Origin of the sequence: Winogradskyella sp. Asnod2-B02-A (genome assembly GCF_045063645.1) — a bacterium.
GTDB lineage: Bacteria > Bacteroidota > Bacteroidia > Flavobacteriales > Flavobacteriaceae > Winogradskyella.
The window spans coordinates 931,518-948,530 of sequence record NZ_JBEFOG010000027.1 but is presented as its reverse complement, the minus strand read 5'-3'; the positions used below and the strand labels follow the sequence as shown (position 1 = coordinate 948,530).

The window sequence follows — 17,013 nt, the reverse complement described above, 5'->3', positions numbered from 1 at the left end:
TTTGTTAATCTTGCCACTCAGCAATAAACAGATTAGTATCACGTCCTCCACCATTATTTCTATTAGAAGAAAATGCTAAATATTTACCATCATTAGAAAACACAGGGAATGCATCAAAAGTTTCACCATGTGTAACTCGTTTTAAATTCTTTCCATCAATATCAATTAAATAAAGGTTGAAAGGAAATCCACGTTCGGCTTCAAAATTAGATGAGAATAAAATCTTGTCTCCATCAGGATGAAAAAACGGACTCCAATTAGCATTTCCTAAATCTGTTAATTGTCTTAATTCAGACCCATCAGCATTACAAATGTAAAGTTCCATATCAGTTGGTTCAACTAAGCCTTCAGCTAATAAATCTTTGTATTCTTTTATTTCTTGTTCCGTTTTTGGACGTGATGAACGGAAGATTAATTTACTACCATCTGGTGAAAAGAATGCACCTCCATCATAACCTAATTCATGTGTAATTTGTTTTACATTGCTACCATCAATATTCATAGTATACAATTCTAAGTCGCCACTTCTAGTAGATGTAAATACAATTTTATCACCTTTTGGAGATACCGTTGGCTCAGCATCGTAACCAACTTCGTTAGTTAATTGCTTTACAATGTTACCTTCTAAATCAGCTACAAAAATATCGTAGGTATCATAGATAGGCCAAATGTATTTTCCGTTTTTTCTAAGTGGAGTGTCTGGGCATTCCTCACCTCCAAGATGTGTAGAGGCATAGATAATATGTTTGTTGTCTGGTAAAAAGTAAGCGCAAGTAGTTCTACCTTTTCCTGTACTAATCATAGGTGGCGCAATACTATCTGTAAAGGTTTCGTTGGCATCCATTAAAAACATTTGATCGCAACCAACGTTCCATTTTGCGTTGTTAGATTGAAACACTAATTGCTTATCATCAAAACTCCAATAGGCTTCTGCATTATCACCACCATAAGTCACCTGTCTTATAGATTTAAAATGTGTTTCTTCAGGATAGATTAATGGATTCTTAGTTTCTGTTGAATCTATAGTAGTTTCAGGTGTTGCTTCTGAGACTTTAGCAGTTTCATTTTTACAAGACGAAAATGTAACCAAGAGAATTAAAATAACAGTGATTCTGTTCATAATAAAGGATTATAATAAGTGGCTTTTAATGCCTAATTTTGTGTAAAAATAAGATTTATAGATGAAATGTAAACGAAATACATCTGATAATGATTTAGATCGTTTTTCTAAAATTACATTTCACGTGATTAATTAAATAGATATTTCAAAATGAAAAAATTATTATGTTTATTCCTTTTAATAGGGTTCTTATCTTGTAAAAACGAACCAAAAGTTGCCGAAAATAACATCAAAGAAGATGTTGCATTTTTAGCTAATGATAAATTAGAAGGTCGCCAAACAGGAACACAAGGTGAAGTTTTAGCTTCAGAATATCTCATAAAACGTTTTAAAGAAATTGGAGTTCAGCCAAAAGGAACAGAAGGTTTTTTACAATCGTTTTCATTTAAGCCTAAAACAGATCCACATAGCGAAGTTGTATTTACAACCAATGCAGATAGTACAATTACAGGTCATAATGTTATTGGTTTTATAGATAATAAGGCTAAAACTACCATAGTTATCGGTGCGCATTACGATCATCTTGGTTTTGGTGGAGAAGGATCTTTATATCGTGGAGAAGATAAAGCAATACACAATGGCGCAGATGATAATGCGAGTGGAGTTGCAGTAATGTTGAATCTTGCTAGCCGTTTAAAAGTTAAGAACGACCAAGCTGAAGTAAAAGACAAAAACAACTATTTGTTTATGGCTTTTTCTGGAGAAGAAATGGGATTATTAGGTTCTAATTATTTTTCTAAAAACCCAACAATTGATGCAGCATCTATCAATTACATGATAAATATGGATATGGTTGGAAGAATGAAAGTTGATAGCACTTTAGCTGTTTATGGTACAGGAACGTCTCCAATGTTTAAGCAAACCCTGAAAGCAAACAATGATAAATTTAAAATTGTTGAAAACGAAAGTGGAGTAGGACCAAGTGATCATACATCTTTTTACTTAATTGATATTCCGGTGTTGCATTTCTTTACAGGTCAGCATGAAGATTACCACAAGCCAGGTGATGATGCTGAAAAATTGAATTATAAAGGCATGGATCTTATTTCAGATTACATTTTTAATATTATTACTGATTTAGATGATAATGGAGAACTAGCCTTTAGAAAAACTAAAAATGAAAGCGAAGAAACACCACGATTTAAAGTAGGATTAGGAGTTGTTCCAGATTATCTATACGACGGAAAAGGTATGCGAATTGATGGTACAAGAGAAGACACTCCAGCGTTTAATGCAGGTTTACAAAAAGGAGATGTGGTGTTAAAACTCGGAGACAGTACTATTACAGATATGATGAGTTATATGCGTGCTTTATCTGTTTTTGATAATGGTGATAAAGCTGCAATTACGGTAAAACGTGGTGAGGAAATGATAGAGACTAAGGTTGAATTTTAATATAACTGAAATTATTATGTTTTAAGTCTGTGAGAATTAATAATCACCATGGCTTCTTTTAAGTAGGTATCATATAAGTCTTCAAACATTTGATAATATATATATTCAATTTTATTCTTCGATTTAAAAAAATACTCAACACATTTAAAAACAGTTTCAGGATCTGATTTATAGATGATAGTATAATCTATTTTATAAAGAAACTTATGGTGAGTATTTATTTTGGTGATTTTAAAAGTTTTCGTTTTTTCTGGTGTTCTTTTAGTATTACCATGGTGATATAAAGCCTCTTCAATATTCTCAAAACCATCTACGCTTAAGAAATACTTATTTACTGATGTACTAAAACCTTCTTTGCTTGGATATTGCTTTTTTAATTCTTTCGGAGCGAAATTTACATATCCCATTCCTCCAAATTCCATCCATGTGTTAGGGTAATCTACTGTAAAACCAACGCCTTTTAATGTTTTTATTTTAGGATTTTTAGGTGTGGAATTTTGTTTTTTAGAAGCACAAGTATAAGTTGAAAAAGAAAATAGGACTATTGTAAGATATGTTAATACGTTTTTCATTAGCTAATGATATATAATAGATACATCTAAAATATACTTAAATTTAATTTAAATCTAAATTTTATATATTTTTAAAACCAAGCACATCACAATCATATAAAATGAAAATCACCAAGCAACAAATTATCACTAAAATTCACTTAATAATTTCGGTGTTAATTGTAATTCCTGTGGCTTTTGTTTATGGTTTCAATCCAAGTTCAGAATTTGATATTCATTTAAATACTGTTGACGAGCACAATTTCTTCAAAGCTATAATGGGCTTGTATTTAGGCTTTTCAACCTTATGGATAATGGGAATTTTTAAAACCAATTATCTAAAGCTAGCTTTAATAACTAATATCATTTTTATGTTTGGTTTAGGTTTTGGACGTGTGATTAGTTGGTTAATAGATGGCACACCAACCTTTGGCTATCAATTTGGAACGTTTGCAGAACTATTTCTTGGCTTTTATGGCTTTTGGGTTTTAAGATTACATAATAAGTCAACCAGGATTATCTAATCTTATTTATACAATACAATACAAATCATATATTATTGTGTTTATATTGTTCATTGTATATTTACAGCCAAATTAATTTAATTACAATTCTAAATGTTTAAAAAATCACTTGCCATATTATCTTTATTTTTAATACTAACTTCTTGTTGGAAAGATAAAAGTCCAGAAGATTTGATTCGTTTAAAGGACAAGTTCAAATCTCAAGTTTCAACATTTGAGAGTAAGAAAGAAGTTGCTAATAAAAATGTTTCTAAGGGTCTAGAATCTTTGAGTGAATTAAAAATGGCTTTAGAAGATGCTAAAAATGAAGACAGAGAATTTGCTAAAGTTTATGGTGATTGGGAAAAAGTAGATAAACGCGTTAATAACTTAAATAAAGAATACGAAGATTTAAAAACCAAAGCAGCAAATTTGTTTAATGCTATGGAAACGCAAACAAACAGTTTAAGTGACGAGAAAAGTAAAAATACCTTGCTAAAGGCTATTGATAAAGCGAAAACAAAATATAATGGCACTTTAGAAAATACATCTGAAGCTATTGGGAAATTAAGATTATTACATAAAGATGCTGTTGAGGTTGTAAAGGCTTTAGAGGTGGCAGCTGCGCTTAATTCTTTTGATTCTATAAACGGACAAATGAAAAGTATTGAAGATAGAGTAGATGGCATAATGGAAGAACTCAACGTGGCAGTTGTGGAGAGTAAAAAACTTTACGAGAAAAAAATAACTGAATTAGGAGACGATTAATTTGATTAAAATAGGCGACATAGAATTACCAGACTTTCCATTGCTTTTAGCACCTATGGAAGACGTTAGCGATCCACCATTTAGAGCACTTTGCAAAGAGCAAGGAGCAGATGTGGTATATACGGAGTTTGTAAGTAGTGAAGGTTTAATTCGTAATGCGGCAAAAAGCGTTATGAAATTAGATATCTACGAAAAAGAAAGACCAGTTGGAATTCAGATTTTTGGAGCCAATATGGAAAGCATGTTGCAAACCATTGACATTGTTGAAAAATCGAATCCAGATATTATAGATATTAATTTTGGTTGTCCGGTTAAAAAGGTAGTGTCTAAAGGAGCAGGAGCAGGTATTTTGAAAGATATCTGCTTAATGGAACAACTCACTGCCGAAATGGTAAAGCGTACTAATTTGCCGGTTACAGTGAAAACACGTTTGGGTTGGGATCACGATTCTATTAAAATTGTTGAGGTTGCAGAACGGTTACAAGATGTAGGTTGTAAAGCAATATCTATACACGGCAGAACCAGAGCACAAATGTATAAAGGGGAAGCCGATTGGAAACCAATTGCAGAGGTGAAGAATAATCCTCGCATGCATATTCCTGTATTTGGCAATGGTGATGTAGATACACCAGAAAAAGCGATGCTAATGCGAGATTCGTATGGTTTAGATGGAGCAATGATTGGAAGAGCCACTATTGGTAACCCATGGTTTTTTAAACAAGTAAAGCACTTTTTTGAAACTGGAGAACATTTAGCACCTATTTCATTAGCAGAACGTGTTGAAGCTGCAAGACGTCATCTTCAAATGGCAATTGATTGGAAAGGTGAAATATTAGGTGTTTTTGAAACGAGAAGACATTACACTAACTATTTTAAAGGCATTCCGCACTTTAAGGAATACCGAATGAAAATGGTAACAAGTGATGATTCAAAAGATGTTTTTGCTGCTTTTGATGCCGTTTTAGAAGCTTTTCCCGATTATCAGTTTACGTCTTAAGATTGAATTAATTGTTTAGTAATACGCTGAGATGCAATTCTAGATGCAATAATTCCTAATGCAAATATGGTTGCTAATACAACCAGTACATTTAAAAAATTTAATCGAACAGGATAAGGCATATCTATTTCGGGTACTAGCATTACTAAACTAAAAGTTTGTTGTAAAAACACAACCAGCAAACCAATTGATACTCCAATAATTCCACTTACAATTGTCATTAAACTACCTTGCCAAAAGAAAATAGATTTAATTGTTTTTGGTTCAGTACCTAAATTAAATAAGGTGTTTAATGATTTCTTTTTATCTAAAATCATCATAATAATAGCACCAATAACATTGAATAGCGCAATTATAATAACTAAAGTAAAGATGAGGTATATCGCTAAGTTTTCGGTATTCAACATTTTGAAAAGCGCATCGTTAAGTTCGGCTCTATTTTTTATATCGAATTTATTCCCAAAAGACGACGCAAGCTGGGCTTTAATATCATCTTCATTTGCTTCAGGTTTCAACTTAAGCTCTAAGGCACTTAATTGTCCGTCATTATAACTTAATAAGTTTTTAGCCAGTTTAATGTCTGAAAATATATAGTTATTATTCAGTTCCTCGTTATTAAGGTCAAACAACCCAACATTAGTAACGTAAACAGAATTATAATAACCCTTAGGTGAGCTTGCTTGGCCTTTACCTACTTTAGGCACATAAAGAGATAAGGGTGTGAGATAATCTAAGATACCAAAAGAAAGGTTATTAGAAATTCCCCATCCAGATACAACTTCGTTAGTATTAGGAGAAAACCAATTGCCTTTGGTTACCATGGTGTCAATATTGGTAACATTTAAGAAATTTTCATCCACACCTTTTAATGTAGCTAAGAGATTCTTATTTTCAGATTTTATAATGATGCGTTCTTCTACAACTTCTGAAAAATCTGCAATGCCTTCAATTTTTAAAAGTGTTGTTTTATCATTTTCAGTCCATTGAAATGATTTGCCTTCCGATGGCAATAATTTTAAATCTGGATCTACAAAAGATGAGAATTGAAGACTAAAATCTTTTAAACCAGCAAAAACGGAGAGTACAATAAATAGGGCTGCTGAAGCAATAATAACTCCTCCAGAAGCAATCAAGGTCATTATATTAATAGCATTATTACTGCTTTTAGAAAACAGATAACGTTTTGCTATATATAAAGGGAAATTCACTTAAGATTTTTTACGCTTACCTAATAAATCTGGATTTTCTAATGGGTTGTCTTCACCTTTTAAAGAACGCTCAATACCATCAATATATTCTAACGAGTCGTCAATAAAAAATTCTAATTGTGGCATACGTCTCAATTGGTGACGCGTACGTTGTGCCAACTCATGTCTAATTAATGGTTTATTAGATTTAATACCTTCTAATAAAGGTTTAGCTTCCTTATTTGGGAAAATACTAAGATAGACTTTTGCCATAGACAAATCTGTTGTAACATTTACTTTACTAACTGAAATGATTATGCCTCGCATACCACCATCAGTAGCTGCCTTTTGTAAAACCTCTGCTAGGTCTTGTTGAAGTATACCTCCAATTTTTTTCTGTCTTTGTGTAAATTCTTCCATGAATGACTATTGTAACTAATCATCTGCAAAAGTAGAGGTTATTTAAGGATTATCTTATTTTTGAACGTAAATTATTAATGAGGTTTTCACTTTTGCGGAAATTGAAACATGTTTCAGATGAAAAAAATAGAACACATAGGAATCGCAGTAAAGGATATAGAAAAGTCGAATACGCTTTTTAAAGCTTTATTTGGTAAAGAACATTATAAGATTGAAGATGTGGAAAGCGAAGGTGTAAAAACGTCTTTTTTTCAATGTGGACCAAATAAAATTGAATTATTGCAAGCTACAAATCAAGACAGTGCTATTGCTAAGTTTATAGAAAAAAAGGGTGAAGGTATGCATCATATTGCTTTTGCGGTTGATGATATTGAGAAAGAAATTGAGCGTTTAACTAAAGAAGGTTTCACCATGATTCATAAAGAACCTAAAATAGGAGCTGACCATAAGTTAATTGCTTTTTTACATCCAAAATCTACAAATGGAGTTCTAATAGAGTTGTGCCAAGAGATAAAGGAATAAAAAATCTTGTAGAGTTTTAAAATATGTAGTAATATTGCAGACCCTTTTAAATAAGGGTGTAAAAATTAACAGTAATGTTAATTGGTCCCATAGCTCAGTTGGTTAGAGCACCTGACTCATAATCAGGTGGTCCTTGGTTCGAGCCCAAGTGGGACCACAAAATTAAAGCCTTGATTATCATTGTGATATTCAAGGCTTTTTTATTTGGTATTAAGCATTTGCTTAATTTTTTTCTTAAAGATTTGCTACTATTTCCAAAAACCTTCTATATCTTCAAGCGTTTTACCCTTTGTTTCTGGTATAAATTTATAAGTAACAAAGACGATGACTAGAATAAAGGCAATGAATATGTAATATGGTAATGAACCATTCCAAGCTGCACTATTATTTACTTCACTTCCCATGACCACAGGAAACGATTGTGAAACCACATAATTTGCTGCCCATTGTGCTGCTACTGCAACTGACATGGCAACACTTCTAATTTTATTTGGAAACATTTCTGATAATAAAACCCAAACTACTGGTCCCATAGACAACGCAAATGAAGCAATAAAGAGTAATACACCTATCAATGATAAAACACCAACACTATCTGTTTGAAGTGTAATTGCTAAAAGTAAAAAACCAAGAATCATTCCGGCAGAACCAATGTAAAGCAATGGTTTTCTACCAAATTTATCTACAGTAAACATAGCCACAAAAGTGAATACTAAATTAACAAAAGCTAACAATATTTGTTGTGCAAGCACATCTTCTTTTCCAAAACCAAGTGCTTTCTCAAAAATATCTGCACCATAATATAATACAGCATTAATCCCTGTAAATTGTTGCAATACTGAGAGAACTGTCCCAATTGCAATAATTGCTATAATCCCTTTTGCAAAATAATTAACTTTAATACCATCATTAGTTTCATCTAAAGAGGCTTTAATCCGTGTCATTTCCTCAGAGGCTATATCATCTCCGTTTATTCTTTTCAAAATAGCTAAAGCATCTGCATCTTTACCTTTTAAAGCCAACCATCTAGGACTTTTAGGCACAATAAATAACAATACTAAAAATAGGATACTTGGTATTAATTCTGACCAAAACATGCGACGCCAACCAAATTGAATATTTTCTGCTTCACTTAAATCATTCCCAATAAAATATGTAGCTAAGAACACAACAAAAAATCCAATAACGATGGCTAATTGATAATAAGTTACCATACGTCCTCTAATATTTGATGGTGCTATTTCGGCAATGTACATTGGTGCATTCATAGAGGCTACGCCAATACCTAGTCCGCCAATAATTCTAAAGACAACTAGCATTGATACGGTTTGCGGAAAAAGTTCTGGTAAACCCGATCCGTAAGCAGAAACTGTAAAGAAGATAGCTGATATTATTAACGACCATTTTCTACCTATTTTAATACTTAACGGTCCTGCAACAACAGCACCTACAAAACAACCTAAAAGTGCACTTCCTACAACCCAGCCTTTTAATCCATCACTTAAATCAAAATACTCTGTAAGATAAAATTGTGCTCCATTAATAACACCTGTGTCATAACCAAATAGCAAACCTCCTAAAGCGGAAACTGCAGCAATTAACAATAAGAAAACACCTTTTTTCATTTTTTTTTGAATTTATTTAATAGTTAGTTTAGCGTATTTTGAGATTAAACGAATACGATTTATAAATTTATTTTTATTAAAATTGGCATATGATCTGATGGGTAATGTAAATCCCAACTATCACTTAAAACAGCGTATTTAGAAACAGTAATATCCTTGCTAACAAAAGCAAAATCAATGCGTCTTGTTACAGGTTTATTAAACTGAAAGCCATTAAATGTGCCTTCTGGTCCAAAATCTAGTGCTGCAATTTCTTTTGAGTCCTTCATTTCAGATTTTATGTATTTTATACTTTCATGATCTGGTTCCATATTAAAATCACCTGTTAATATTACGGGATGCTTATCTGAATTAAGTTCCTTAATTTTTTTAATGATTAATGTGGCACTGTTCTTTCGAGCTTCTTTACCAACATGATCAAAATGTGTATTAAATATCCAAAAGGTTTTACCAGAATCTTTATCTTCTAATAGAGCATAGGTACAAACCCTATTACAAACAGCATCCCAACCCATACTTACTTTATTAGGTGTTTGTGATAACCAAAATGTACCCGAATTAATAACATTAAACTTATCTGCTTTATAAAAAACAGCCGAAAATTCACCTTCATTTTCACCATCATCTCTACCAACACCAACATAACTATAGTTTACCAAAAGACTATCCATATCTTTCATTTGATTTGGCATCGCTTCTTGTACGCCCAAAACATCAGGTTCATAAAATTTAATCTGATTGATAAAAAACGGTTTTCTATTTGTCCAGCTATTTTCACCTTCCTTTGGGTAATCTAATTTGATGTTATAAGACATTACAGAAAAATCTTGGGCAAAACCAAAACTTGAAATAGCTAAAACTATGACTAATAAATATTTCATTTTTTTATATTTTATTGAATAAACAAAACTTCACTTATGTCTGAAATTCCATTTTCATTAAACGCTTCAATACTAAAATAATACGGTGTATCACGATCTAAACAACGCATAAAATGAGTGTCTGTGTCATATACTTGCCATGATTGATACAATTTGTCTTTTGCAATTCCCCAATGTATGTTATAGCCTTGAGCACCTTTAACTGGATTCCAAGAAAAAGAAGCATCTCTTCGGTCCTTTTCTCTATTAATTTTAAATCCTGAAACTTTTTCTGGCTCATTACCTAAGCCCAAACCAAATACTCTAATTTCGGACATTGCGAAGTTGTTTCCAGGTACTTTTATATTATTATATCGTACATATTTAGCTTTTATGGGTTCATCTAAAACCATGTAGGCATTAGGTGCATCTTTATCACTTTTACTTCTATCAACAACCGTTTTCCAATTAGTACCATCTTCTGAAGTTTCAATTGTAAAACGATGTTTTAAACCATCTACACGAGTGTAAATTCCAGATTCGTAATCGTGAAAGTTTAATTGTAATGCATAAATATTTCCGGGATGTTGCATTTCAATAGTTATCCATTGTTTGTCATCATTTGCTTCAGCTACCCAAAAAGTTTTTGGGTTTTCGTCAGTTAACACTTTAGATGTTATTTGTCCTTTAGCATTTGTTACTAAAGGTAATTCATTCACTTCTATTTCATCATCATTAGACATGAATTTCATAACTTGTTTTAATGAAGATGAGACGGTAACATTTCCTTTGTATGATAACAACATCCAGCCATTATGTTGTCCTGCCTTTGTTGGATGGTTTGCTCCAAAACGTGGATAATCTCCATATGATGTGTTGGTGTACATTAAACCTTCGTCATCAAAATAAGTAGGAAACATGCATAAGCGACGTTCCCATTGTGCATTAGAAGCCAATGCCATAGTAGCAAAATGCCAATATTGTCCGTTGGTTTGTTTAACCGTAATTCCATGTCCAGCTCCATTAGTAAAACCACCAGGCTTAAAACTCATAGGATTACTTTTCATATACTCGAATGGTCCAAGTGGTGAATCTCCTATATAAACACCATCTGCATAGACATTAAATTGTGTGCCTGGAGCTGCATATTGCAAGTAATATTTTCCGTCGTGCTTGGTCATAGAAGCACCTTCCATATAGCCTTCTTTTAAAGTTGGATGAAAGTTGTTTTCTCCAAAACGTTCCCAACCATGTGCTTCTTCGTTTAGATTTATTAATTCTTTTTTAATACCAGTTTCTAAAAAGCGATCATCCTTATTTAACATTTTAACTTTGAGTGGATTCACATTAGAAGAACCCCAAAATAAATAGGTCTTACCATCATCATCAATGAATAATTCTGAATCTTGAATATTATTTGAAATGGAAGCCGTAGGTGTCCATAATCCTTTTTTAGGATCGTCTGTGTAAAGAATACTTCCATAACCTGCAGGATCACCAGCAAAGTAAACCAAAGAGTCTTTATAATTAAAAGCTGTAGGCGCGTTACTGCCTTCAAAAAACCATTGTTGAGGTTTAATAAAATTCCAGTTTACCAAATCTGTTGAATGCCAATAGCCGAAAGAACGTGTAACGAACATGTAATATTCTCCTTTAAATTCTATAACGGCAGGATCTGCACCAGAACGATACGATTGATTTCTACTAGAATTATAAACCATGTAAGTATAATCTATATCTAACGGATTAATGTAGGTTTCAAGTCCTTTTTTAAATTCGGCTTTTTCTTCTGTATTAGTAGACTGTTCTACTTTTTGATTTTTGTCGTTATTACACGAAAAAAGAAGCGTTATAGTAAATAGAAAAAGTAATTTTTTCATGAGTTATAATTTTGTGTCTTTATTGGTTGTTGGATTATAAGAAGTACCTGTATGACCTCTTAACCTGTCAAATTGTTTAAAAGCTTTTTCAACATCAATTTTAGGTGCTTGCTTAAATTCCTCTTTTGTAACCTTGTATTCTTTTTGAAGTTGTGCTAATCGAATTCTTAATTCACCTTTTATTTTATTGTATTCCGGATTTTCAATTTGATTGTGAATTTCCTTTGAGTCTTCTTCTAAATCATATAATTCCCAAGTATCAATATCATCGTAAAAATGAATTAACTTGTAACGTTTGGTGCGGATTCCGTAGTGTTTCTTAACCATATGAAAAGCTGGATAATCGTAATAGTGATAGTAAACAGCATCTCTAAAATCATCACTTTTAAATGTCTTTTCTAATAAGGGTCTTAGAGACTTCCCTTGCATATCTTCAGGAATTTTAGCATCTGCATAATCTAAAAATGTTTCTGCAAAATCTAGGTTTTGTGTTAAGTCTTCAATGACAGTTCCGGCTTTTATTTTTTTAGGATATTTAATCACTAATGGCATCGCCAAGGATTCTTCGTACATGTAGCGTTTATCAAACCAGCCTTTTTCGCCTAAATAGAATCCTTGGTCTGTGGTGTAAACAACAATAGTGTTTTCGGCTAAACCATTAGCTTCTAGGTAATCTAACACGTCTCCAATACCTTCATCCATAGATGCGATGGTGGCTAAATAATCTTGTAAATAGCGTTGTCCTTTGTATTTAGCTAAGGCTTCTTCTGAAAGATTTGCATCATGAAAGGCATCATTTTTTGCTTGGTAGGCGCTGTCCCAAGCTTTGCGTTGTTCTGACGTCATTCGTTCAAAATCCGACTTCCATGGGTTCCAAGCCAATTCTGGATTTCCTTTAGATTTAGTCAGTTTTAAATCATGACCTTCATACATATCCTTGTAAATCGTTTGAAGTTGTTTTTGGGATGCTAAAGATCCTTTGTGATTTGTAAAATAAGTATCTGGTAACGGAAATTCTACATCATCATATTTGTTGGCATGTCTTAAAGCAGGCATCCAATTACGATGTGGTGCTTTGTGCTGTAACATTAGCATAAATGGTTGATCAGAGTCCTTTATACTTTTAATATATGCTATGCCTTTTTGGGTAATAATATCTGTAGCATAACCTTGTACTCTCGTGGTATCAACCACTTGAGTTGTAGCATTAAAAGCGATAAAATCTGGATTATAATAATTGCCTTGATCGGTTAAAATATTCCAATAATCGAACCCTTCTGGCAAACCATCTAAATGCCATTTTCCAATAACTGCCGTATTATATCCAGCTTTTTGAAGTAGTTTAGGAAAGGTTTGTTGACTGCCATCAAACTTATTACCATTCATTCTAAAACCATTAACATGGCTAAACTTTCCTGTTAATACAACGGCTCTACTCGGACCACAAATAGAATTGGTACAAAAGTTGTTTTTAAACAATGCGCCTTCCGTTGCAATACGGTCTATATTTGGTGTTGGTGCTAGCTGACTTATTGGATGACCGTAAGCACTAATAGCCTGTTCTGCATGGTCGTCTGCCATGATATAAACGATGTTAGGTCGTTGTTTAGTTTTTGGTTCTTCAACTTTTTTTACTTCTTCTTTACAAGATTGAAAAACGAAAAGACTCATCAATAAAAAAACTAAATTCCTCATTGCTTTTTGGTTTTTATAATTTTAGTTTGAATAACCTCATCGTTGATAATAGTTCGTTCAAAAAAATTAAACACCTTATCTAGCTCTTCATAAGGTATTCTAGATATTTCGTGTCTTGCTTCTTTTACTACATTGAAATAATATGAGGTGTCAAATTGAGCTAATTTTTTGGCAATAACGTTAGATCCATCTAACATAATGTAGCCATCTTTAGTTGGTTCACAGAAATGATGTGGTGCAGTATCAAAAGGGACTAATTGATCTTTTGTTCCGTGATACAAAACTGAAGGCACAGCATTTTCTTTAGTAATATAACTTGCGTCAACTACTGCACCAGCACATGAAAACATACCTGCAAATTTCACATCCTTATATTTTTCTTTATTCGCAATAAAATAATCTCTCATAAATACAGCATTGAGACTTCCCTCCGCACCAGCACTACTTCCGCCAGCAATAATTTTAGTGGCATCAATTTGAAGGTCTTTGGCATGTTCAACAATATATTTTGCAGCATCCATGTAATCTATAGTAGCTTGTTTAAAGGTTTCTAATTTCTCATCCTTTGCGCAATCACAGCCAAAGCCAGTTGAAGTACCTTTTCTTAATAAGCGATACGAGATAGAAACGCCAATATAATTCTGTTCTTTAGCCGCATATTGTACTAACCGTTCATCATCAATATAATCTCTACTACCAACAGCAAATCCGCCACCATGCATCCATAACAAAACAGGAAGTGTATCTGTTTTCTTCATGTTTTTAGGCGTGTAAACATCTAATTTCAAAGTGTCTTTTCCTTTAATAGAGTAGGTGTAAGTTGATTTTGTTTGAGCAGAAAGCTGCAAGGCCATTAATCCTAAAAAGAGTATAAAAAGCTTTTCCATTTAGTTTAATTTTTCAATTAAAAGTCCGCTTAACACTGTCTCTCCTTCAATTGGATTAAGCGTTATTGTTAGACCTTTATTATTTATAATATTTATTTCAGCAGATTGAGTAATGCCATATTTATCTGGAAATGTATCAGCCATATTAAATTGATTTACGATGATTTTATCATTTAATACCACATCAAAAACCCTTCGCTCTTCATCTGTATTAAGCTGCTTTTCTGAATTGTTTAGATTATAAATTACATCAGTATTACTCTTAAGTTTTGGCTCTACAAAATAGAGTGTAACTTTATATGTTCCATCTGCTAAATCAACCTTATATGTATTACAATCCACTAACATAGTTTGATAAATAGCTTCTAAATTTGAATTTTTAACGTTATTTGGAATAAGATTTTTTTTGCATTTTCTGGAGCTTGGGATATAGCCATAAAGGTTTTTAGAATACGGTCTGTCTTGCAAAAAAGTAGTGCCAGAAACTTTGTCTTTAAAATTTATATGGGTTCCTAAATTAATTGCTAAAACATCTAATGAATTTGTCTTAATATTTTGAAGAATTTGAACATCAAAGTTAGTTTTATCTGTTCCGTTTTCGGTTTCAACCCTAACAGAATTAGTACCTTCTTTAAATGGTAAAACGACTTTTGCTATTCCAGATTCGAATGTTAATTCCTGAATCAGTATATCATTTACAAATATCTTTCCTGTTTTTTGATTAGAAAACACAATCACTTCGTGTGTATTATTTTCTAGTAGCACAAATTCTGCCTGATACTTCGCAATATGAATAAATGGTGCATCATTTAAAACTGCTTGATACCAGTAATAAATTTCTTTTGGCTCGCGATTGTATTGCACCAACCCTTTTTGATTGACATGCGGAATAGTTTCTCCACGAAACTCAGAACCGAAATCAGCAAAGTTCCAAGCTGTCATTCCGGTTACAAAATCACGTTCTTTAACTTGATTGTAGTAGCCAGAGTGCAACAATAATTGATATTCTTGTGAATAATCGTATCTAGAAGGTTGTGTTGTAGAAATATTAACATCTGCTCCTGGTCCATATTCTGAAATGAGTAAAGAACGTTTTGGATATCTCTGGTGCTGGTCGTCTAGAAACACACCTAAGTCTTTAATAGTATCGTGGTACCAACCAAAATAGAGATTCCAACCCACAAGCATTGGTAAGTCTGCAATTTTAGTTTCGTTATACAATTCATTAAAATGCAATGCCATTACAGTAATATGATTTGGCGCTTCTGCTCTGGTTAAATCTTCTAGTTGTTTAGCTAAATTGTACGTGAATTTTTTTCGATTTTCCTTTTCTTCATCAGACTCTTTTTTATCAAAGGCAAGTCTTAGAAAAATCTCATTCATGTAACCAATCATCACCACAGAAGGAAAATTATAATACTGTTTAATATGTTCCTTTTGCATTTGCTTAGAAACATTAAAAAATGCTTCGGTATTAGTCACTTTATTAACGATAGGGATTTCTGTCCAGACTAAAATACCGAGTTCATCGCATTTTTTATAAAGCTCACGAGCATGCGGATAATGTGCAAAACGAATAACGTTAGAACCCATTTCTTTTATGAGTTCAATATCTTTTTTTTGTAATGAAAGTGGAACAGCATTTCCATAGCCTTCATAGTCTTGATGCCGATTAACACCTACTAACTTTAATGGCTTTCCATTTAAAAAGAAGCCTTTTTCAGCATCTACAGTTGCCCAACGAAAACCAAGATTTGAAGATTTTGAATCTAAGGTTTTACCGTTTTTATCGGTTAAGGTAATTTCTAAATGATATAAATACGGATTATCTGGCGACCATAATTTTGGGTTCTTAATTTCTGGAAATGTAACCGTAATATCTTTTGAAGCAGTTGCACTAAGCTTAAAACCAACATGTTCTTCTAAAACAAGATTATTTTCTGCATCTAAAATTTTTAAATACAAATGATTTTTAGATTTAGACACATCAAAATTATCAACTAATAACTTTACCTCAACACTAGCTTGCTTTTCAGAGACATTATAGTAATTAACATAATAGCCATCTGAAGCAAAATCTTTTAAACTTAAATGCTGTTTTGGTACGGAAATTAATTCCACATCTCTATAAATTCCGCCATAAAAAGTAAAATCTGCGTCTAAAGGTGGTATATTTTCATTGTGTGAATTGTCTACTATTACTTCAATTAAGTTGTAATTATTAAACTTTAGATACTTAGTAATTTCAAAATTAAAAGCAGTGTAACCTCCTTTATGATTTCCTACTTTTTCTCCATTTACAAAAACAGTTGCTTCTTGGTTTACCGCATTAAATTTTAAGTAAAGAATATTTTCTTTTTCTTCTGAAGCAATAAAAATCTGTTTTTGGTAATAGCCTAATCCTCGTCTGTAACCAGATTCATCATCAAACGCATCTTTATCATTCCAAGTGTGTGGAATATTAATGGTTTCCCAGATTGTTTTATCTTCAGAATATTGCCAACCAGAATTTATGATTTTGCACTGTGCATAAACATTAAAAGAATATGCCACACAACTAAATAAGCAAAGTGTTATTATTTTATAAATTTTGTGTGACATAT

General features: G+C 32.4%; 15 protein-coding genes and 1 tRNA gene. 6 read left to right on the top strand and 10 right to left on the bottom strand.

The window, feature by feature from the left end:
• Positions 1-4: 4 nt before the first annotated feature.
• Positions 5-1,120: a TolB family protein gene (locus ACJJVO_RS12195; protein ID WP_405574521.1), complete on the bottom strand. Its 1,116-nt coding sequence runs from the start codon at positions 1,118-1,120 to the stop codon at positions 5-7.
• A gap of 150 nt (positions 1,121-1,270) precedes the next feature.
• On the opposite strand from ACJJVO_RS12195, the gene ACJJVO_RS12190 reads away from it, so the two are divergent.
• Complete coding sequence (locus ACJJVO_RS12190) at positions 1,271-2,515, top strand: M28 family peptidase (RefSeq protein WP_405574518.1); 1,245 nt, start codon at positions 1,271-1,273, stop codon at positions 2,513-2,515.
• A gap of 14 nt (positions 2,516-2,529) precedes the next feature.
• Here the strand turns inward: ACJJVO_RS12190 and ACJJVO_RS12185 are convergent, their stop codons facing one another.
• Positions 2,530-3,087 carry a hypothetical protein gene (locus tag ACJJVO_RS12185; RefSeq protein ID WP_405574516.1) on the bottom strand — a complete coding sequence of 186 codons (558 nt, stop codon included), beginning with the start codon at positions 3,085-3,087 and terminating at the stop codon, positions 2,530-2,532.
• A gap of 101 nt (positions 3,088-3,188) precedes the next feature.
• Between ACJJVO_RS12185 and ACJJVO_RS12180 the strand changes: the two genes are divergently transcribed.
• The 3 genes from ACJJVO_RS12180 to dusB all read left to right on the top strand — a co-directional run bounded on the left by ACJJVO_RS12180 (position 3,189) and on the right by dusB (position 5,334).
• A complete protein-coding gene (locus ACJJVO_RS12180) occupies positions 3,189-3,590 on the top strand; it encodes a DUF4345 domain-containing protein (protein ID WP_405574513.1) in 402 nt (133 codons plus the stop codon).
• 93 nt (positions 3,591-3,683) lie between these two features.
• The gene (locus tag ACJJVO_RS12175) at positions 3,684-4,337 is read left to right on the top strand and encodes a hypothetical protein (protein ID WP_405574512.1); all 654 of its coding nucleotides are present in this window, start codon (positions 3,684-3,686) and stop codon (positions 4,335-4,337) included.
• Position 4,338: 1 nt separating this feature from the next.
• Positions 4,339-5,334, top strand: coding sequence for a tRNA dihydrouridine synthase DusB (dusB, locus tag ACJJVO_RS12170; protein ID WP_405574510.1), 996 nt, complete (start codon positions 4,339-4,341; stop codon positions 5,332-5,334).
• On the opposite strand, the gene ACJJVO_RS12165 is transcribed toward dusB, so the two are convergent.
• Both ACJJVO_RS12165 and rbfA read right to left on the bottom strand, forming a co-directional pair.
• A complete protein-coding gene (locus tag ACJJVO_RS12165) occupies positions 5,331-6,542 on the bottom strand; it encodes an ABC transporter permease (RefSeq protein WP_405574507.1) in 1,212 nt (403 codons plus the stop codon). The genes dusB and ACJJVO_RS12165 overlap by 4 nt on opposite strands.
• Entirely contained in the window at positions 6,543-6,941 is a 399-nt protein-coding gene (gene rbfA, locus ACJJVO_RS12160; RefSeq protein WP_115815461.1) for a 30S ribosome-binding factor RbfA, read from the bottom strand. It lies immediately after the preceding gene.
• 117 nt (positions 6,942-7,058) lie between these two features.
• Between rbfA and mce the strand changes: the two genes are divergently transcribed.
• Together mce and ACJJVO_RS12150 are read left to right on the top strand one after the other, a co-directional pair.
• Entirely contained in the window at positions 7,059-7,463 is a 405-nt protein-coding gene (gene mce, locus ACJJVO_RS12155) for a methylmalonyl-CoA epimerase (RefSeq protein ID WP_405574505.1), read from the top strand.
• Positions 7,464-7,546: 83 nt separating this feature from the next.
• Positions 7,547-7,620 (top strand) — tRNA-Ile (locus ACJJVO_RS12150).
• Between the two features lie 91 nt (positions 7,621-7,711).
• Here ACJJVO_RS12150 and ACJJVO_RS12145 read toward each other — a convergent pair.
• The 6 genes from ACJJVO_RS12145 to ACJJVO_RS12120 are packed head-to-tail and all read right to left on the bottom strand — an operon-like array spanning position 7,712 to position 17,011.
• The gene (locus tag ACJJVO_RS12145) at positions 7,712-9,088 is read right to left on the bottom strand and encodes a sugar porter family MFS transporter (protein ID WP_405574502.1); all 1,377 of its coding nucleotides are present in this window, start codon (positions 9,086-9,088) and stop codon (positions 7,712-7,714) included.
• A 59-nt stretch (positions 9,089-9,147) separates the two neighbouring features.
• Entirely contained in the window at positions 9,148-9,969 is an 822-nt protein-coding gene (locus ACJJVO_RS12140) for an endonuclease/exonuclease/phosphatase family protein (protein ID WP_405574500.1), read from the bottom strand.
• An 11-nt stretch (positions 9,970-9,980) separates the two neighbouring features.
• Positions 9,981-11,828: a family 43 glycosylhydrolase gene (locus ACJJVO_RS12135; RefSeq protein ID WP_405574498.1), complete on the bottom strand. Its 1,848-nt coding sequence runs from the start codon at positions 11,826-11,828 to the stop codon at positions 9,981-9,983.
• Between the two features lie 3 nt (positions 11,829-11,831).
• Positions 11,832-13,523, bottom strand: coding sequence for a sulfatase (locus tag ACJJVO_RS12130; protein WP_405574495.1), 1,692 nt, complete (start codon positions 13,521-13,523; stop codon positions 11,832-11,834).
• On the bottom strand, positions 13,520-14,410 hold the full coding sequence (locus ACJJVO_RS12125; protein ID WP_405574492.1) for an alpha/beta hydrolase: 891 nt from the start codon (positions 14,408-14,410) through the stop codon (positions 13,520-13,522). The genes ACJJVO_RS12130 and ACJJVO_RS12125 overlap by 4 nt, the downstream gene beginning before the upstream one ends.
• Entirely contained in the window at positions 14,411-17,011 is a 2,601-nt protein-coding gene (locus ACJJVO_RS12120) for a glycoside hydrolase family 2 TIM barrel-domain containing protein (RefSeq protein ID WP_405574490.1), read from the bottom strand.
• Positions 17,012-17,013: the final 2 nt, after the last annotated feature.